Raw genomic sequence first — 14,944 nt, 5'->3', positions numbered from 1 at the left:
TAAAAGAAGATAAACAAGCTTTTAAATAAATACTTCTAACAATATTTATATTTTTGCAATAAAAGAGCAAACGGGAAAGAAATTAATCAAACATCTCTTTCTATTCCCTCTTTATCAGTCTTGGTTTTAGTAGTTTTCTTCAGGAAGACTTTATCATTCCCAAAGCACTCCAATATTTCTTTAGTGATTATTCCGTATCCTTCATAATCTTCACTTGCATATTCATACTCTTCTATCAAGTCTCAATTCACTAGTCTAGTTTTTATTCATTCACCAATGATTTCTTTCTTTTCAAAAGCATTCAATCATTTAATTTGTTGTCCTCTTCCTGAGAAACAAGCCTTGAAGAGATGTCCATTATCTGTCATTAAATAGAATCAGTTTTTTCTAGAAGGTAGATTATCTTCTCCATCAATAGTTAATCTCACATCATATCAACTCCTTTCTTTTCCATTTTCTGGCTTACTATAACACGCATTCAGGGGAGAAAAGGATAGATCTAAGTCTTTGTTATCTAGAAGTTCTTGATAAGTTGGAACAGTTAAAGAAAAAATAATAGTTCTGAGAGATTCAGATTGCTCTAACTCTTTAAGGTTTATCGACATATTAACGACCCTTTTTGAAAGTGATTTTTAGATTTTTGACTTTTCTTTCTTTCCCTTGGTTTTTCATCCTCAGCAGTTCTATATTTTTCTAATTCGACAACATTACTAGTAAATTCTTCCAACTTTAGTATTTCCATGTGTTCAAGGGAATTTTCAAGATAAAAAGGATCATTACTTAACCATGCCATGTCATTTTGTTTTGGTTTTTTCATTTTCTCGGTAATTAAGAAACTTAGGTTTGGTGAGCCAAACATAACTGAAAAGATTTGATCATTTTTATAAAAACAATAGAGTTTTTCATGATGCTTAAAGTAGTGTGTTAGTCTTATTTCTCCCATGCCCCTTTTCATTCACTTCTCATTGATTTCTAAAACTAATTGGTATGAATCTTCTGAAAATCCAACAAAGAAATGCATTCCTAGAATCAAACAAATGTATTTGATATTTAATCTTTCTACTAATCTGTCTAATTCGCGAAGTGAGTCGCAAGAGCAGTAAGCTACAGAGATTTCCACTCTATCTGCCTTTGCCAACTCTTCTCTAAAACATTCATTGTTGGTCTTCCAACCCTTTACTGAAAATTTAGGTGAAATATTGGTGTGAAGAAAATCTTTTCCCACTGAACTCAAAAATTGATAATTGTTTCACTACATTTATTTGTCAAAAGTGGCAAAAAGGATGAATTTTTAAAGTTTTAGATTTAATCCTGTACTAAAAAGCTAGCAAAAAGACTTAATAGAACTAACTAATTAACTAAGTGACGTCTTCTATATCTAATTGGGAGTCTAAAACCACTTCTTCTTCCATTTCTTCCATTATTTCATTAGACAACTTAATTATTTCTTCCACTATCTCCTTTTTTCTTGGATCGCTATAGGCGATATTTGTCTTTCTTGAGATTCAACCTGGAAAGTTAATTAAATCTTTATCTCGGGATGCAATCGCTTTTTTAAGTTTTTTTAAAGAATTTTCTGAGAATTTAGCTTTTTCTGTAGCAAATTTGATTAATTTAATGAGTTTGTCGCTATAGTCCGTCGTTTGTTTTAAGGTGATGGTATCAGAAATATCTTCTTCTGTTGCTTCTTCTAGCTCTTCTGGGATTTCGATTGTAATATCCTCAAAATCTTCCCTTCCTTCCCTAGCTCTCTCTTTTATTAATTTCTCTTTTAGAGTAGTAAATTGTTTTAGCTCTTCTTCCCCTTCTTCTCCGAAATGATCTCTGTAAAGCCCTCCAAAATTTCTCAATCTTCTTACATCCTTTTCTAACTTTTCTGTTTCTTTGATAAATTTCTTTTCTTTGTGATCTTCAGCTCTACCTCCAGCCCCTTCTATTTCTTTCTTAAGACAACCTAATTCTTCGGCTTTCGTTTTAATTTCATTTGTATTTTTTCAGAAATCCTCTTCTGTATATGTCTTATATATGTTCGAAATATCATCATCTATTTCACTAAACCTTCTTACTGCAGCATCTACAGCCGAAGAAATATGATTAAAGCTAACTATTTTCCCAACTTCTTTATTCCTGTGTCATCTATTAGTTCTAGAAAATGCCTGAATTAAAGTGTGTCATTTAATACTAGGTTTATCTATTCACAGAGTATTTAATTTTGGGGCATCAAAACCTGTCAAGAACATTTCTGCAACAATTAGTAAATCAATCTTTCCTTCTTTAAAGGCCTCCGTTACAACCTCTTTATAAACTTCTTCTCTTGCATCCCCTCTTCTTAATCTCTGATTCCATCCTTGTTCTTTTCTACCTATACAAAGAGTTTCAAATTCTCTTCTAAAAGAATTTCTAATTTCTTTGTAACTGTCTTTATCTTTTTGCTTTGAGGCAGTAAATACACAAGCAACCATAAGTTTTTTGCCATTTTCTGATTTTTCATTTAACTTTTTGAATTCGTTGTAACAATCAATAGCACTGTCAATGTCTTGAACAGCTAATATCCCATTAAATCTTTCTCCATTATGAACGGTTTTGCTTTCAAATTCTTCCCAAACTGTCTTTGCGATCGCTTTTACTCTCGCCAAACCCCCTTTAGGCAATTTTTTAATAGGAGTATCACTGTTAGTTAGTTTTTTACTTTCATCATCTTCTGGGGGCTCAAAAAGTCAAAATCGAAGAGTATTTCCATCTTTAATAGATCTATATATGGTGTAAGAAGGACCAATTTGTCCTCCGAAATAATTCTCAGTAGTATCTTCGGGTGTCGAAGCATTTTCTGGAAAAATAGGAGTACCAGTAAATCCAAAAATAAAGTATTGCTTGAATTTCTTAATGATTTGTGCATGCATCTCTCCAAAGTTATTTCTGTGACACTCATCAATAATGAATGCAACCTTTTGATCAAATAATTCACTCGTTTTTTCATCATTTTTGCAGAACTGAAAGAGCTTTTGAATAGTTGTTAATACTATCTTTTCTTGTTTATATTTGTTTGGGTTCTCAAGAACATCAGACAATTTTTCACCCTCATCTGCTCAAATTATTCTTTGATTTCCCCCGTAGTCTTGACCTGAAGCAAATCTTGTAAATTCTTCATTAACTTGAAATTCCAAAGCATTTCTATCTTCCAGTAGAAATATCTTTTCTATTCATGGAACGTCATGACCAATTAACTTACAACTCATAAAAGCAGTTAGTGTCTTTCCGCTGCCCGTTGAGTGTCAAACATAACCCCCAGCAGATTTATTTCCCGAGTTTTCCTTTTTTGCAAGAATATGATTACAAATTGATTCCGCCGCATCAATTTGATAAGGCTTTAAAATAATGAGTTTTTTTTCAGTAATAATGCAGTACTTAGTTAAGAGCTTTAATATGATTTCTTTTTTAAAAAAATAAAGCGCAAAAGCATTTATATCTTTAATGGGTGTGTGTTTTTGATCTGTTCAATAGTTAGTGATATTTTTGAAATCTTGAGAAGTATTTCCATCTAATTCTGCAACATATCACTTCGTTTCGATTCCATTAGTAAGTACAAATATATGTATGTATCCAAATAATCTATTAAGAGTTTTTGATGTTTTAACTCTTCACTCTTTATATCCTTGTTCTAAAGAATTTTTGGGAGAAAGTAAAACAATGTGTACTAAAGGAAATCCATTAATTAATACATTTAGTTGTTTAATGTTTGCACTTGAGCAGAGAATTGGATGGGGAGCGATTTGAAAAGAGTTATTTTCTCAACAACTTTTGTCAATAAAAGAGAAAGGATCTTCTGATCTTGGATGTGTTGGATAGCCTTCGTGCTGAATAATTTTCAATTTTCTTTCCACAGTATCACCTTCAATTTCTATATATTTCCTATAGAAAAAATCCCATTCTTTTTCTGAGTCGGAAAAGTCCCCTTCGCCCCTTTTAGTATTTAGATGTTCTAGTTGTCTTCTTAAGTTCTCAACGTAATCTTTTTCAGTTGTAAGTTCTCTAGCATATTTGTAATCTAACTGAATAAGTTGTTCAATTAACTTCTGTTGGATTTGATCAATTGAGTCATAAGTGGGAGTCGGATTGTCAGACTTATATTCCGGTAAGACAGTTTTGTCTAATAATTGAGGCTGTTGCATTCAGAGCTAAAAAGAGATTTAACTTGTCTCTCCGAATAAATCAAGCAATTTATTATCTATGATTGGCTTTAAATCCTTAATTTGTTTTTTCACCACCTTAAGTTCTTTTCTTAGAGCAGACATGCTCTCACTTCATTGATTGTTTTTTGATTCAGAATTCGCAAGTCAAATGTACTGTCTGATAGAAAGGCTGTAATCTTTTTCTTTTAGTTGTTCTGTTTCTAGAAATATATGTTTGTAATTTTGTAAAACCATTGGGTCTCTATGAATTACAGCTCTATATAACTCTTGTAATTTTTCACTGCTGAAGAGGCTTGTAACTTCTTCCAGCTTTGAAGGGTAATTCTTTGGAAAATTAATCATTAATAGATTCCTATTTGTGTTATTGTTTCTGCTCTTCAGTATCAAGATACACAAAGATTTGGTTACTTTTTCTGCACAAAGTTTTGCTTCATCTTGAAAGCTAATTACACAATCTATACATCTGTAGTGAGCAAGGTCTTCCAAAATATTCTTCGTTTCTAAGTTGTGAATAGTCATTGCATTTTCGAAATACAAAACAACTGCAACTCCATTTGTTGGATTTAGGTGCTGTGAGCAGTGATTTATGAACTTACTTACATTGTGTTTTTTTCTACTATCAGATAAAGGTAGAAAGTTACCGAAAATTACATCATATTCCTTTTTCTCCCCTTTCGACGATGAACTCTCTAGAACATTTAAGTTAGTATGTCAATTTGGAATTTGTTTGATCTCAAACTCTTCTCGCGTTAAGCCATGCACTAATAAATTAATTAAGCAAAGGGCATGCATACTTTCGTTGTTTTCATGACCAAATATTTTGAGTTGTGGCTCTCCAAGTCATTCTCTAAATTTCAACAAGAAGTAACCTCAATTACAGTCTGGATCATAGATTGTGTGTATATCACTAGGATTTCTTTCATTTAGTGAGAGTTTGAAGAGAAAATCAATAATTTCTTTTGAGTGAACAAAAGGATTCACTTCCCCGCCATTTGCCTCTTTATCAATCTCACGAACTTGTGCTTTAATAATGTCTTCGAATCCCTTTTTAATTTCCTCGCTTTCAAAATCTAGCTCAGCAACCTTTTCAAACAACTCAACCATCTTATTAATTTTTTGTTGATCTGTAAAGCCTGCTTTGTGCTTTTCGAAATCTATTGTTTTTAGTATCTCTGTGAAGTCATAACCTCACTCACTAACTCTTTCTGGTTTGAATGTTTCATTTAGGGACTTTCTTAAGATGTAGTATTTCTCTCCAGTAAATCTTTCTTTCGAAGCTCTAGCAAAAGTATTTTTAAAAAGATTGTTCGGGGAAATGAAATATCCAGAGTCAGTACATATTTCTTCTTTCATATTCTCTAACTCCCCTTCACCCCATTCGCTATATGGCTTAAAAGATTCTGGATCTTTTTGTTCCTCTAATTTATTAATTCTTTTTTCAAGATTTTCAGAAAGAAATCTGTACAACATAATCCCTATTAGCCACTCTAGGTGTGGCTTGTTGTTTTTTATTAATTCCCTGAAACTCAAAGTTAAAACACTGTAGAACTTAACTTGGATTATCTAAAGTTGTTGAAGTATCGTCTGAAAATAATTTCTCTTTAAAAAGTCAAAATTGTTGCTCTCTAATCTCTAATTCCCTTCTTGTATAAGAAATAAATTCATCAAATTGATTAAAAGATTCAACTATTTCTGTTTGTCTAGTCAATTTCTTCGGTAAAGATAGCTTGAATTTTTTAAGACTTTCACAAAAACTTTCCAGAGAACAGTCAAACAAGTTCTCTAACTCTTCTCTTTTATGTTCTAGTCAGAAATGTAAAAAAGGAGGGGTTAGACAACCCAAAAAACATCTAATTCTTATAAAGTCTTTATTTTGACATCAGTAAGTTCCTGAATTATTAATTCCAATTTGTAACTTTTTATTGATAGAAAAAATTAATATATCTTGCTTTTTGATTTGGTTGTCTATTCAGACTTCCCCCTTTAATTCTTCAAAAGAGAAACGAGAAATGCCGGAATAGATAACCTCTCTCTTTTCTACCTCTAAACTATCTGCTAGTACAGAATCTCCATGCTCAGTAAGCTTTTCTTCTGGTACTTCAAATCTCTTTATATATTCAATTTGAGATATTTCTTCTAAGGTTTTAGTGTTCATAATACTCTTAGATTGAGTTTAAAATTTCAACTTTTCTTTTGGGAAATTTGACTCTTTAATAGTTAAATTTTTCTCTTAACAACTAAATATATTCAAGTTTTTAAAATAGAAGTTCACAAAACTTTAATAGAAAGATGCTTACTATTCAAGAATTAGAGGAATCGGAGGCACTTCAAACCATTGTAATTCCTCTGATCGTCCCGACAGATGATGAAGTTGAGAATATAAAAGATTTAGATTTATCTAAATCAGCCTTAAATGCCTGCTATAGCAAGCCAATACATAACAAAAAAGGAGAATTACAAAGTTTTTTTGAAGTGGAAATTAAGTTTGAAGGTGAACACAACTTACCCCCAAAAGAAGAATGATTCTACGTTTTTACAGATGGAGGGGATGGTTTTAAAGCTCGTTTTGTGGGCAAAAAGACTAAAAGATTAAGTGCTTTTGAGGACAAAGAAATCATTGGTAGTTGGATCAAAGAGAGATTAATGAATTTAGAAATAATTCCTGAGTTTAAGTTTGTTATTCAAGATCACTTTAAAGAAGGAGTAATTACTAGAGAGATGCTCGAGGAATATGGAGGGGATAAGTTGATTTTGAAGAAAACAACCAAGTTTAAAAAGGACGAAAACAAAAAAAGAAGGGCAGTTTGACTTTTTTCTTTTCCGAGCAAAAATTATTCAAATAAAGAACTAAGTGAAATGGGTAACAGAGTGTTTTTTCTGCCAAAGAGTGCTTGAAAATAAATATTTTTATTATTAAAGGATTTCTAGAGGATTATTTAAAAATCACTCTAAAAAAGGGTCGTTAATATGTCGATAAACCTTAAAGAGTTAGAACAATCTGAATCTCTCAGAACTATTATTTTTTCTTTAACTGTTCTAACTTATCAAGAACTTCTAGATAACAAAAGACTTAGATCTATCCTTTTCTCCCCTGAATGCGTGTTATAGTAAGCCAGAAAATGGAAAAGAAAGGAGTTGATATGATGTGAGATTAACTATTGATGGAGAAGATAATCTACCTTCTAGAAAAAACTGATTCTATTTAATGACAGATAATGGACATCTCTTCAAGGCTTGTTTCTCAGGAAGAGGACAACAAATTAAATGATTGAATGCTTTTGAAAAGAAAGAAATCATTGGTGAATGAATAAAAACTAGACTAGTGAATTGAGACTTGATAGAAGAGTATGAATATGCAAGTGAAGATTATGAAGGATACGGAATAATCACTAAAGAAATATTGGAGTGTTTCGGGAATGATAAAGTCTTCCTGAAGAAAACTACTAAAACCAAGACTGATAAAGAGAGAATAGAAAGAGATGTTTGATTAATTTCTTTCCCATACTCTTTGGTTTATTCTTAAATAGATATATTTAAGAAGCAACTTCTGCAATGTCGCTGGGAATTTTGACTCTAAAGATTGGTTTAGTTGCCGGAGTAACTGGTGTCTCTATCGCAACCCCAATACTTTTAAAAAATAAAGTATCTTCAGTTACAGAGAATAGTCAAAGTTTGCAAGTTACAGATTCACAACAAGTAGAAGCGGGTAGAGAAGGCTCGAGAGATTCTGATTCCCAACGAACATTGAGTGAAGCAGAAAGGGCAGGTTCACCTGTTGTTTCCTCTGATTTATCTCATTCAGGGAGTTCGATGAGTTCACCCACTCCAGTAATTAAAAAAGAAGAATTTGATAAGAAATGTTTTGTCGTACCTGCCGAGTCCAACGGCGGAAACGATATTAAGTTATTAACTTGTTACGATCCGAAAAAGTTCATTAACAAAGAATTTACGGAAGAACAGCCTGAGTACGATAGCATATTCCATATTCTTGACACAAGCAAAACAGATAATCCTGTAAAGATAAATGAAAAATTGGAATGAAATCCAGAGAGCCGACATTTGGTTGCGAAATTAGAAAGTAATTCTGAGTCAGAATATATCTTTACTGCCGCAGGAAATGAATGAAAAGGCATTTCTGATAATCAAGTAATTAATTTATTAGATGAACATGAGTGTGCAATTTATGAAGTTACCCGAGACTCCCTAAATCCCCAAAAAACACATTTACTTGCTTGCGGAAAATATGTTGGAGAATTCTCTAATGAAGAGCCGAAAGGAATCCATTTAACCAATTGAGAAAGAGAAAGACAGTTAAGTTAGTAATTAAGTGGTAATCCAAAAATAATTGATTCTAGCGAAAGTTCTCGCAATCTCCGTCTCCTGTACAACTGGTTTATTAGGTTCAGCATCCCCTTTAATTCATATCGGAGTCACTAAGTCTGATTGAAAAAATAAGTGATATCCAAACAAGAATGATTTTCGCAAAGCAGTATTATGGGGATGTAAGGCGATTTCTGACGTAAGCGCAAATATTAATTACAAAGATAAGCTTTACAACATATTTTTAGAAGAAAACTCTCAAACTTCTGAGAGTTCCAAAATATCTTTTAGAGTTGAAGAAGTGACAATTAGTTCTGGTCAAAAAAAGGATGTATGAAGATCTAACGGAACAAAGAAGGAAGAAAATTGAGATACTTGAAAACTTTCTCGAAAAGAAAACACTTTAGTTCTGTCTTTCCCTTATCTCAATAAATGACAACATCAGGTTGAATATGCTTTAACTGGTTGTGAAGGCAGCAAAATTATTCCATCCGATGACAGTAGCAGTTTTGGTTCTGGCGAGTTAGTCGAATCAAGTCAAATTCAATTAGCTCTCTCTGAAGGTGATAGTTGCAGAAAATACTTAAGTAGTGTAGAATGTGACATCACTATAAATGCCTCGGGAAAGTTAAAGTGAAAAGAAGACTGACAGCCTAAAATCACCTACACAGCATTTAAATAATCAAACAAAAGTAAAAAATGGCGACATTAGCGCTTGGAACTTTAATTAAATTAGCTCTTGGTGGGGTTTCTGGTGCGACCGCTATCACTCCAGTTGTCTTTTATATTGCCAGCCCACGAGAAGTTGAATTAACTAAAGAAAAATTAGAAGAATTTAAAAGCTCAAAGGGTTTTGAATCTTGTCAAACTTTTATTTCAGCTTCAGACAACAAACATCTTTTATTTCTTTGTGTAAGAACGGCTAAAGAAACAACTGACCAAAATAAAATAGCACACTTTTACTTCTATAACGGAGGAAGTTGAGAAGAGGCAATAAGTCTAGAAAAAGACTCTGAAAATAAGTCAAAGAATTTTTTCTTAGTAAGAACTAGAACTTGATTAGGAGAGAGAAGAAGAGTAATTAATAATTTGGGAGAAATAACACCAAGCACTTTAACTGAACACGATAAACATGGAATGAGATGTAATTTCTCACCATCTGTCTTAAAGAAAGGTTCAGGTGTAGGTAAGCATTTTGTTTGTTTCGAAAACAGTACAAGTGGAGGAAAAAATCATCAATTAAAGTGAACTTTGAAGGATTTCGATCCAGCTAAACAAACTTAACAAATCAGAAACTTTCTTCTTTAACTATTAGTTCTTAGCTCTTATCTATTGAAGAAGCTAATAATTGGTTCACTTACAACTGCAATTCCTGTCCCTTTAGCCTCTTCATGCTCTTATTTCTTTAATAAAAAAGCTGAAGAAATAAATCGTTCATCCCCGACACTAAAAGCTAAAGAAGAGGTTATCTTAAAGCTTCCGGAGATCCGAAAGAAATTAAATGACTATACTTTTCGTTTAGTTACTGAAGGGGGTTGAGGTACTGGTTGAATACTAGATTACCAACTACCTAAAAAGGGAGAGAAATATCCACTTACCTGATATATAGCTACAAATCATCACGTAATAGGTAGAAGTATCTTTCAATCCAACGATTATGAGATAAAGAATTTTTGCGATCTAACTGCTTGCGATAAGAATTCACTTTCTGACTGAACCTTCATAAGACGAAATATGAAAGGCAGAGAATACTTATATCATGGAGCGATTAAGAGGCAAAAAATAAAACCACCAAGACTCTTCTTTGTCGCAGATGATTTCCTAGAAAATACAGAGAAGACGCAATACAGAGACTTTGCAATACTAGAAATTGAGTTCACAGATGAAGAATATGCCAGAGAAGTTACATCTGACTTTGCTACTAAATATCCAATAAATACAAAGAAAGCAATAAATGTTTTTGCTCCTTCTCTAGGGAAAGAAGAGATAGAGTCTAAAAAGAGAAATTACTACAATCTCTCTTACCCAACAAAAGCTGGTAGATGAGATTATTTAGTTAGTTGATTTGATAAACAAGAAAACTCTTCAAAAATTGTAGGTATTCAAAATATCAGAATAGCTAATTGCAAAAATAGAGGAATATGTGAGAAAGAAAGAAGATATTCTTATAAAATGCTTAACGCGAAACAAATAAATAAAGGAGCTTCTGGAAGTATGTATATAGATGACAAAGGAAATTTATTAGGACTATTAACTTCCTCTTGTAAAACAATTGGGGAAAAAGGAAATGGTGTCTTACCTATCAGAACAAAACAGATATCTATTGGAAGAGCTTCATCTCAAGAATATGATTTAATACTTGGAGCAAAAGGACAAACCATTTCTTATAAGTCACAAGTAGAAAAATATAAAAAGAATACTTGGTTAAGTACTTTCAAAGAATGAGACACTCCAATTATTGTTTAGTTAAAAGAAAGTGATAGCTATTAAGTTAATTGCTATGCCTGTGACTGTGACGGCAGGATTGTTAGGTTCAGCATCACCCCTAATTCATATTGGTGTAACTAAATCAAATTACAAAACCAAATGATATGAAAGGACGGATTTCACACAACCAATCTTTAAAAACTGCAAATACAATGGCAAAAATCCCTTAAATGTTTATTTGACTCTTGCGGGGGGGGAGGTAAATGTCCCTCCAGATAGTAAAAAAGTTTCTCTAAAGGTTGTAGAAAAGAGTAATAGTGGAGAAAGAATTGTTTGAGGTGTAGGTTCCGATAACTCACATGAAGAAGTTTGAAAGCAACTTAAACTTCAATATTCCGGAGATCAAGAAAAAAAGATTAAATTTATGTACCCTTATCAAGATCAATGAGATCGAGCAACTAGAACTGGTATAGCAACTTGTGATGATATGCAAGTTGAATTTGTTGCGGATAAGGGAGGATTTAGGGACTCTGATTTTCTTGAATTCAAGGATATTCAAGTAACTGTATCGGAAGGAAGTAAGTGCATAGAGGGATTCAATAAAGTAGAGTGTGAAGTTGAAATTGGACCAGACAATCAAATTCAATGAAAAGAAGGATTTAAACCAAAAATCATTTACACAGCTTTTTAAGTCCTTCAAAGCCCGATCCAAACTGGATTTTTACCCCCTTTCAGAATAAGTAATTTTTAGAACTTTTTCATAATTTTTAGGGTTTTTGAGTAATAAATATGTAAAAAATTGGAGGGAACAAATCAAATGGAGTTTTTAACTCTTTCTTTTCTCTTGTTGAATTATTTGCCTAAGAAGCACATGTCAATAAAAATTACAAGTAACAGAATTTCTTAACCATGAAGATAAAATTCGACTCTCCAGATATGTCATATGTATTGTTGGGAAGGGATCAAGAAAAAATAAGTCATCGCTTTAGAGAAGAGTTAAAGAAATCAAATCAATTGGTGATGGCTGTTGGGATAATAACTCTTGAATCTTTGCAAAAACTTGAAAAGTTGATAGAGATATACCAAATCAAAAAAGTGTGTCTCATATTGGGTATATATAGCGTCATTCCCCTACCTGATCAATTAAATAATTTGGTTCTAGAGATTAATGAAAGATGAAAAAGAGAGGGAAGGGGAGAAATAAGACTATTTCACTCTTATTTATTTATGGGGAATTTTTGTTGCTTTATAAACAATAATCAAATCTTTTCATCTTTATTTGGAACTTTTCACTTAGATTTCTTAATGAATCAAAGAAAGCCGTTGGAGGAAGAAGATGAAACAGAATGAGAAACTCTAGTGAAAGACCCAGATATTCTAGAAAACATTCTTGAACATTCAAATGAAATTAAGTCAAAAGTTATTTCAAAAAATGTAGTTGAAACTTTAAAGCAAAAAATAATACAAAAGAAAACTTAACTTAAATCAAATTAAGAAACCTTAAAATCCAAATAAAAGGAACACTTTCTAAGTGTTTCCTGCATAGATTTAGAGAAGACTGAAGTACTTTAAATTTATATTTTTCTTATGATTATTTCTGCTTAAGAAAAAATACTGAATACCAAAAGATTTAGCTTTACCTCCTCCAAAGGAACGAGAATAAAAAATAGAAATAATCATTTAAGTAATATTTAAAGGGAATGTTTCCGAGTATATTAAAGTTTGTTGCCTTTTCAGTTACCGGCATAGCCGGAGCTGGTATTTTGACTCCTTTGTCATATATTGCATCTACCCAAGATAAATTTCAATCTCTATGAAACAAAACACTAAATAATCTTGGTAAGCTGATTAATTGTGATGGTCATGGTGGCGCAGAATACAGTGTTGAAATGATCTCTTCTGAACACAAAAATCAAGATTTAGGTTTGGGAGTTACTTTCAATCTTGTTAAGAAAGAAACAAGTCATTACGGAAGAAGTACAAACGTAAAAACAGAAACTTGAAACAGCAAAGTCGGTGGGGGCAGCAGCAAGTGAGGTTTTAAAAGAAATACAAGTAACTTAAGAGGATCCAATGAAGGAGAAGTTGGAATTTGATACCAAGGAAAATGAACATCAAGGGGCAGGCATCAAGAAAGAATCTCAAGCTGTTCTAAAGGGGAACAAAGAATTGTAAAAATTGGGGATGATAGAAGAAGAGAAGAAGAAGTCGATGTTTCATCTATAAGTCTTGAAGCGGTCAATTGCAAAGGCTGATTTACCAAGACTTGTGACATCCAATTGAGTTCAAATAGCGGTCTAAAGTGAAGTGAAACTTTTAAACCAACAGTTTTTTACTCTCCCTTTTAAAAGTCTTAGAGAAAGGATTTATTTAAGCAAAAAAGTATTTTTGTGTCAAAAAACTAAATAACAACTATTCTCACTCTATAGTTCCACCAGGCTTAGTAGATAAGTCATAAAGAACTCTACTCACTTTCGAGAAAGAAGAGATAATTCTATTCCCAATACTTATTAATTCTTCAATTGCGATGGGGCTAACATCTGCACTCATGAAGTCAAGAGATTTAACTGCCCTAAGAACCACTGAATAACCCAGTGATCTTTGATCACCTTTAACTCCAACAGCTTTATCAGATAACAATATTGGGAAATATTGATCACACAGAGTATCTATTTTTCTTTCTGAAAATTCCTCTTCCATAAATCTTTGAATTTCAGATAATAACTCAATTTTTTCCTTGGTCACTTCCCCTATAACTCTTATTGCTAGTCCGGGACCTGGAAAGGGTTGTTTGTGTAGAAGGAATGAAGGAAGATTTAATTTTGCCCCCAACTCTCTCACTTGATCTTTGAATAGATTAGAGAAAGGTTCTACTAACTCAAACTCTTTAAGTTGTTCGGAGTGTAAGACATTATGGTGAGACTTGATTACATCACTTTCTTTCGTTTCCCTCCCACTTTCTGCCTTGTCTGAGCAAAGAGTTCCTTGAGCAAAAACACTTATACCTCTTTCTTTTTGTTTTTTTGCAAAGGAACCAATACTATCTCAATATCTCCTTGAGATAATCTTTCTCTTTGCTTCTGCATCTTTTATTCCAAGTAATTCATCGAATATGCTCTCTCCTCAGATAATTACCTCAAAGTTTGTAAATTTCTTTTCAAAGTAATTAATTACCTCAATCTCATAATGTGGAGGGTATAGTCCAGTAGAGATATACACAGGATATATATTCTCTGACGGAACCATTCTACTTAGAAGAAGAGCTAGTACGCTAGAGTCCAATCCCCCAGAAACTGCAACCATAATCTTCTTATCTTTGAGTTGTTCAGAATATTGAGAGATTAAGTTTTGAAGCTGTCTTGCTATATCTAAATCTCTTTGAACTTTTGAGTCAGTATCAAATCCAGCAATAGTTAAGAAATTTTTAATTAATTGCTTACCAAACTCTGATTCTTTGAGTTCTGGGTGATACTGAATGGTGTAAATAGGTTTGTTTATGTGAGAGGCAATTAAGTTTTTACCTTCTCCAGTAGCCAAGACTTTGTATCCTTCACCCAACTTAATCACACTATCTGTAAAGGAAGCTCAAGCTCTGAAATTAAGGGGAACTCCCTGAAACAGAGGATCATCTACTTCTCTAGTAACTTTTATTGGTCCATAACAAGGTCCCAAAGAAGGAGAAACTTCTCCTTCAAATATGTAATGAATTAACTGCATTCCGAAACAAATTCCTAGAGTAGGAATATCTTGTGAACTACTAATTTGTTCTTTTATTCAACCAAAGAAAGGAGTTGTAGAGAATTCAGTTACCGAAAAAGGACTTCCGGAAATAACCACAGCTTGATAGTTAGAGAAACTATAAGAAGAATCAGGAATTACTCCACTATTTACTAAAAGTCTTTTTGTTTTTAGCTTGAAATTGTGTAACTTTCTCTCAAGTACAGAACTATACTGAGAGCCTAAATCAATTAAGAGTACTTCTGTAGAGTTATTTGTTGACAAGAAAA

General features: G+C 32.5%; 15 protein-coding genes. 9 read left to right on the top strand and 6 right to left on the bottom strand.

Going from position 1 to position 14,944, the window contains the following annotated elements; translation table 4 throughout:
* Positions 1–35: 35 nt before the first annotated feature.
* The 5 genes from WEN_RS02250 to WEN_RS02230 all read right to left on the bottom strand — a co-directional run bounded on the left by WEN_RS02250 (position 36) and on the right by WEN_RS02230 (position 6,345).
* Positions 36–605, bottom strand: a complete 570-nt coding sequence (locus tag WEN_RS02250; RefSeq protein WP_043911374.1) for a phospholipase D-like domain-containing protein — start codon at positions 603–605, stop codon at positions 36–38.
* Entirely contained in the window at positions 596–1,225 is a 630-nt protein-coding gene (locus WEN_RS02245) for a restriction endonuclease PLD domain-containing protein (RefSeq protein ID WP_052304251.1), read from the bottom strand. Before WEN_RS02245 ends, WEN_RS02250 begins: the two co-directional genes overlap by 10 nt.
* Before the next feature lie 133 nt (positions 1,226–1,358).
* On the bottom strand, positions 1,359–4,169 hold the full coding sequence (locus tag WEN_RS02240) for an HsdR family type I site-specific deoxyribonuclease (RefSeq protein WP_014849936.1): 2,811 nt from the start codon (positions 4,167–4,169) through the stop codon (positions 1,359–1,361).
* Positions 4,170–4,187: 18 nt separating this feature from the next.
* Positions 4,188–5,660: an N-6 DNA methylase gene (locus WEN_RS02235; RefSeq protein ID WP_043911371.1), complete on the bottom strand. Its 1,473-nt coding sequence runs from the start codon at positions 5,658–5,660 to the stop codon at positions 4,188–4,190.
* A 79-nt stretch (positions 5,661–5,739) separates the two neighbouring features.
* Positions 5,740–6,345, bottom strand: a complete 606-nt coding sequence (locus tag WEN_RS02230) for a restriction endonuclease subunit S domain-containing protein (RefSeq protein ID WP_014849934.1) — start codon at positions 6,343–6,345, stop codon at positions 5,740–5,742.
* Between the two features lie 134 nt (positions 6,346–6,479).
* Here WEN_RS02230 and WEN_RS02225 point away from each other — a divergent pair, with 134 nt between their 5' ends.
* From WEN_RS02225 to WEN_RS02185, 9 genes are all read left to right on the top strand, one after another.
* Complete coding sequence (locus tag WEN_RS02225) at positions 6,480–7,091, top strand: phospholipase D-like domain-containing protein (protein WP_014849933.1); 612 nt, start codon at positions 6,480–6,482, stop codon at positions 7,089–7,091.
* Between the two features lie 244 nt (positions 7,092–7,335).
* A complete protein-coding gene (locus WEN_RS02220) occupies positions 7,336–7,713 on the top strand; it encodes a restriction endonuclease PLD domain-containing protein (protein WP_014849932.1) in 378 nt (125 codons plus the stop codon).
* Between the two features lie 29 nt (positions 7,714–7,742).
* Positions 7,743–8,510, top strand: a complete 768-nt coding sequence (locus WEN_RS02215; protein ID WP_014849931.1) for a hypothetical protein — start codon at positions 7,743–7,745, stop codon at positions 8,508–8,510.
* Between the two features lie 25 nt (positions 8,511–8,535).
* On the top strand, positions 8,536–9,192 hold the full coding sequence (locus WEN_RS02210) for a hypothetical protein (protein WP_014849930.1): 657 nt from the start codon (positions 8,536–8,538) through the stop codon (positions 9,190–9,192).
* A gap of 17 nt (positions 9,193–9,209) precedes the next feature.
* Positions 9,210–9,794 carry a hypothetical protein gene (locus WEN_RS02205; RefSeq protein WP_014849929.1) on the top strand — a complete coding sequence of 195 codons (585 nt, stop codon included), beginning with the start codon at positions 9,210–9,212 and terminating at the stop codon, positions 9,792–9,794.
* Positions 9,795–9,842: 48 nt separating this feature from the next.
* Positions 9,843–10,976 (top strand): DUF31 family putative serine protease, encoded by a 1,134-nt coding sequence (locus tag WEN_RS02200; protein ID WP_014849928.1) that lies wholly within the window; start codon positions 9,843–9,845, stop codon positions 10,974–10,976.
* 10 nt (positions 10,977–10,986) lie between these two features.
* Positions 10,987–11,628 carry a hypothetical protein gene (locus tag WEN_RS02195; protein ID WP_014849927.1) on the top strand — a complete coding sequence of 214 codons (642 nt, stop codon included), beginning with the start codon at positions 10,987–10,989 and terminating at the stop codon, positions 11,626–11,628.
* A 218-nt stretch (positions 11,629–11,846) separates the two neighbouring features.
* A complete protein-coding gene (locus WEN_RS02190; protein ID WP_014849926.1) occupies positions 11,847–12,416 on the top strand; it encodes a restriction endonuclease PLD domain-containing protein in 570 nt (189 codons plus the stop codon).
* A gap of 221 nt (positions 12,417–12,637) precedes the next feature.
* Complete coding sequence (locus tag WEN_RS02185) at positions 12,638–13,285, top strand: hypothetical protein (RefSeq protein WP_014849925.1); 648 nt, start codon at positions 12,638–12,640, stop codon at positions 13,283–13,285.
* A gap of 64 nt (positions 13,286–13,349) precedes the next feature.
* Here the strand turns inward: WEN_RS02185 and guaA are convergent, their stop codons facing one another.
* Complete coding sequence (guaA, locus tag WEN_RS02180; RefSeq protein WP_014849924.1) at positions 13,350–14,939, bottom strand: glutamine-hydrolyzing GMP synthase; 1,590 nt, start codon at positions 14,937–14,939, stop codon at positions 13,350–13,352.
* Positions 14,940–14,944: the final 5 nt, after the last annotated feature.

The sequence above is a fragment of the Mycoplasma wenyonii str. Massachusetts genome, from assembly GCF_000277795.1.
GTDB lineage: Bacteria > Bacillota_I > Bacilli_A > Mycoplasmatales > Mycoplasmoidaceae > Eperythrozoon_A > Eperythrozoon_A wenyonii.
This window is presented reverse-complemented; position numbering and strand designations above follow the sequence as displayed.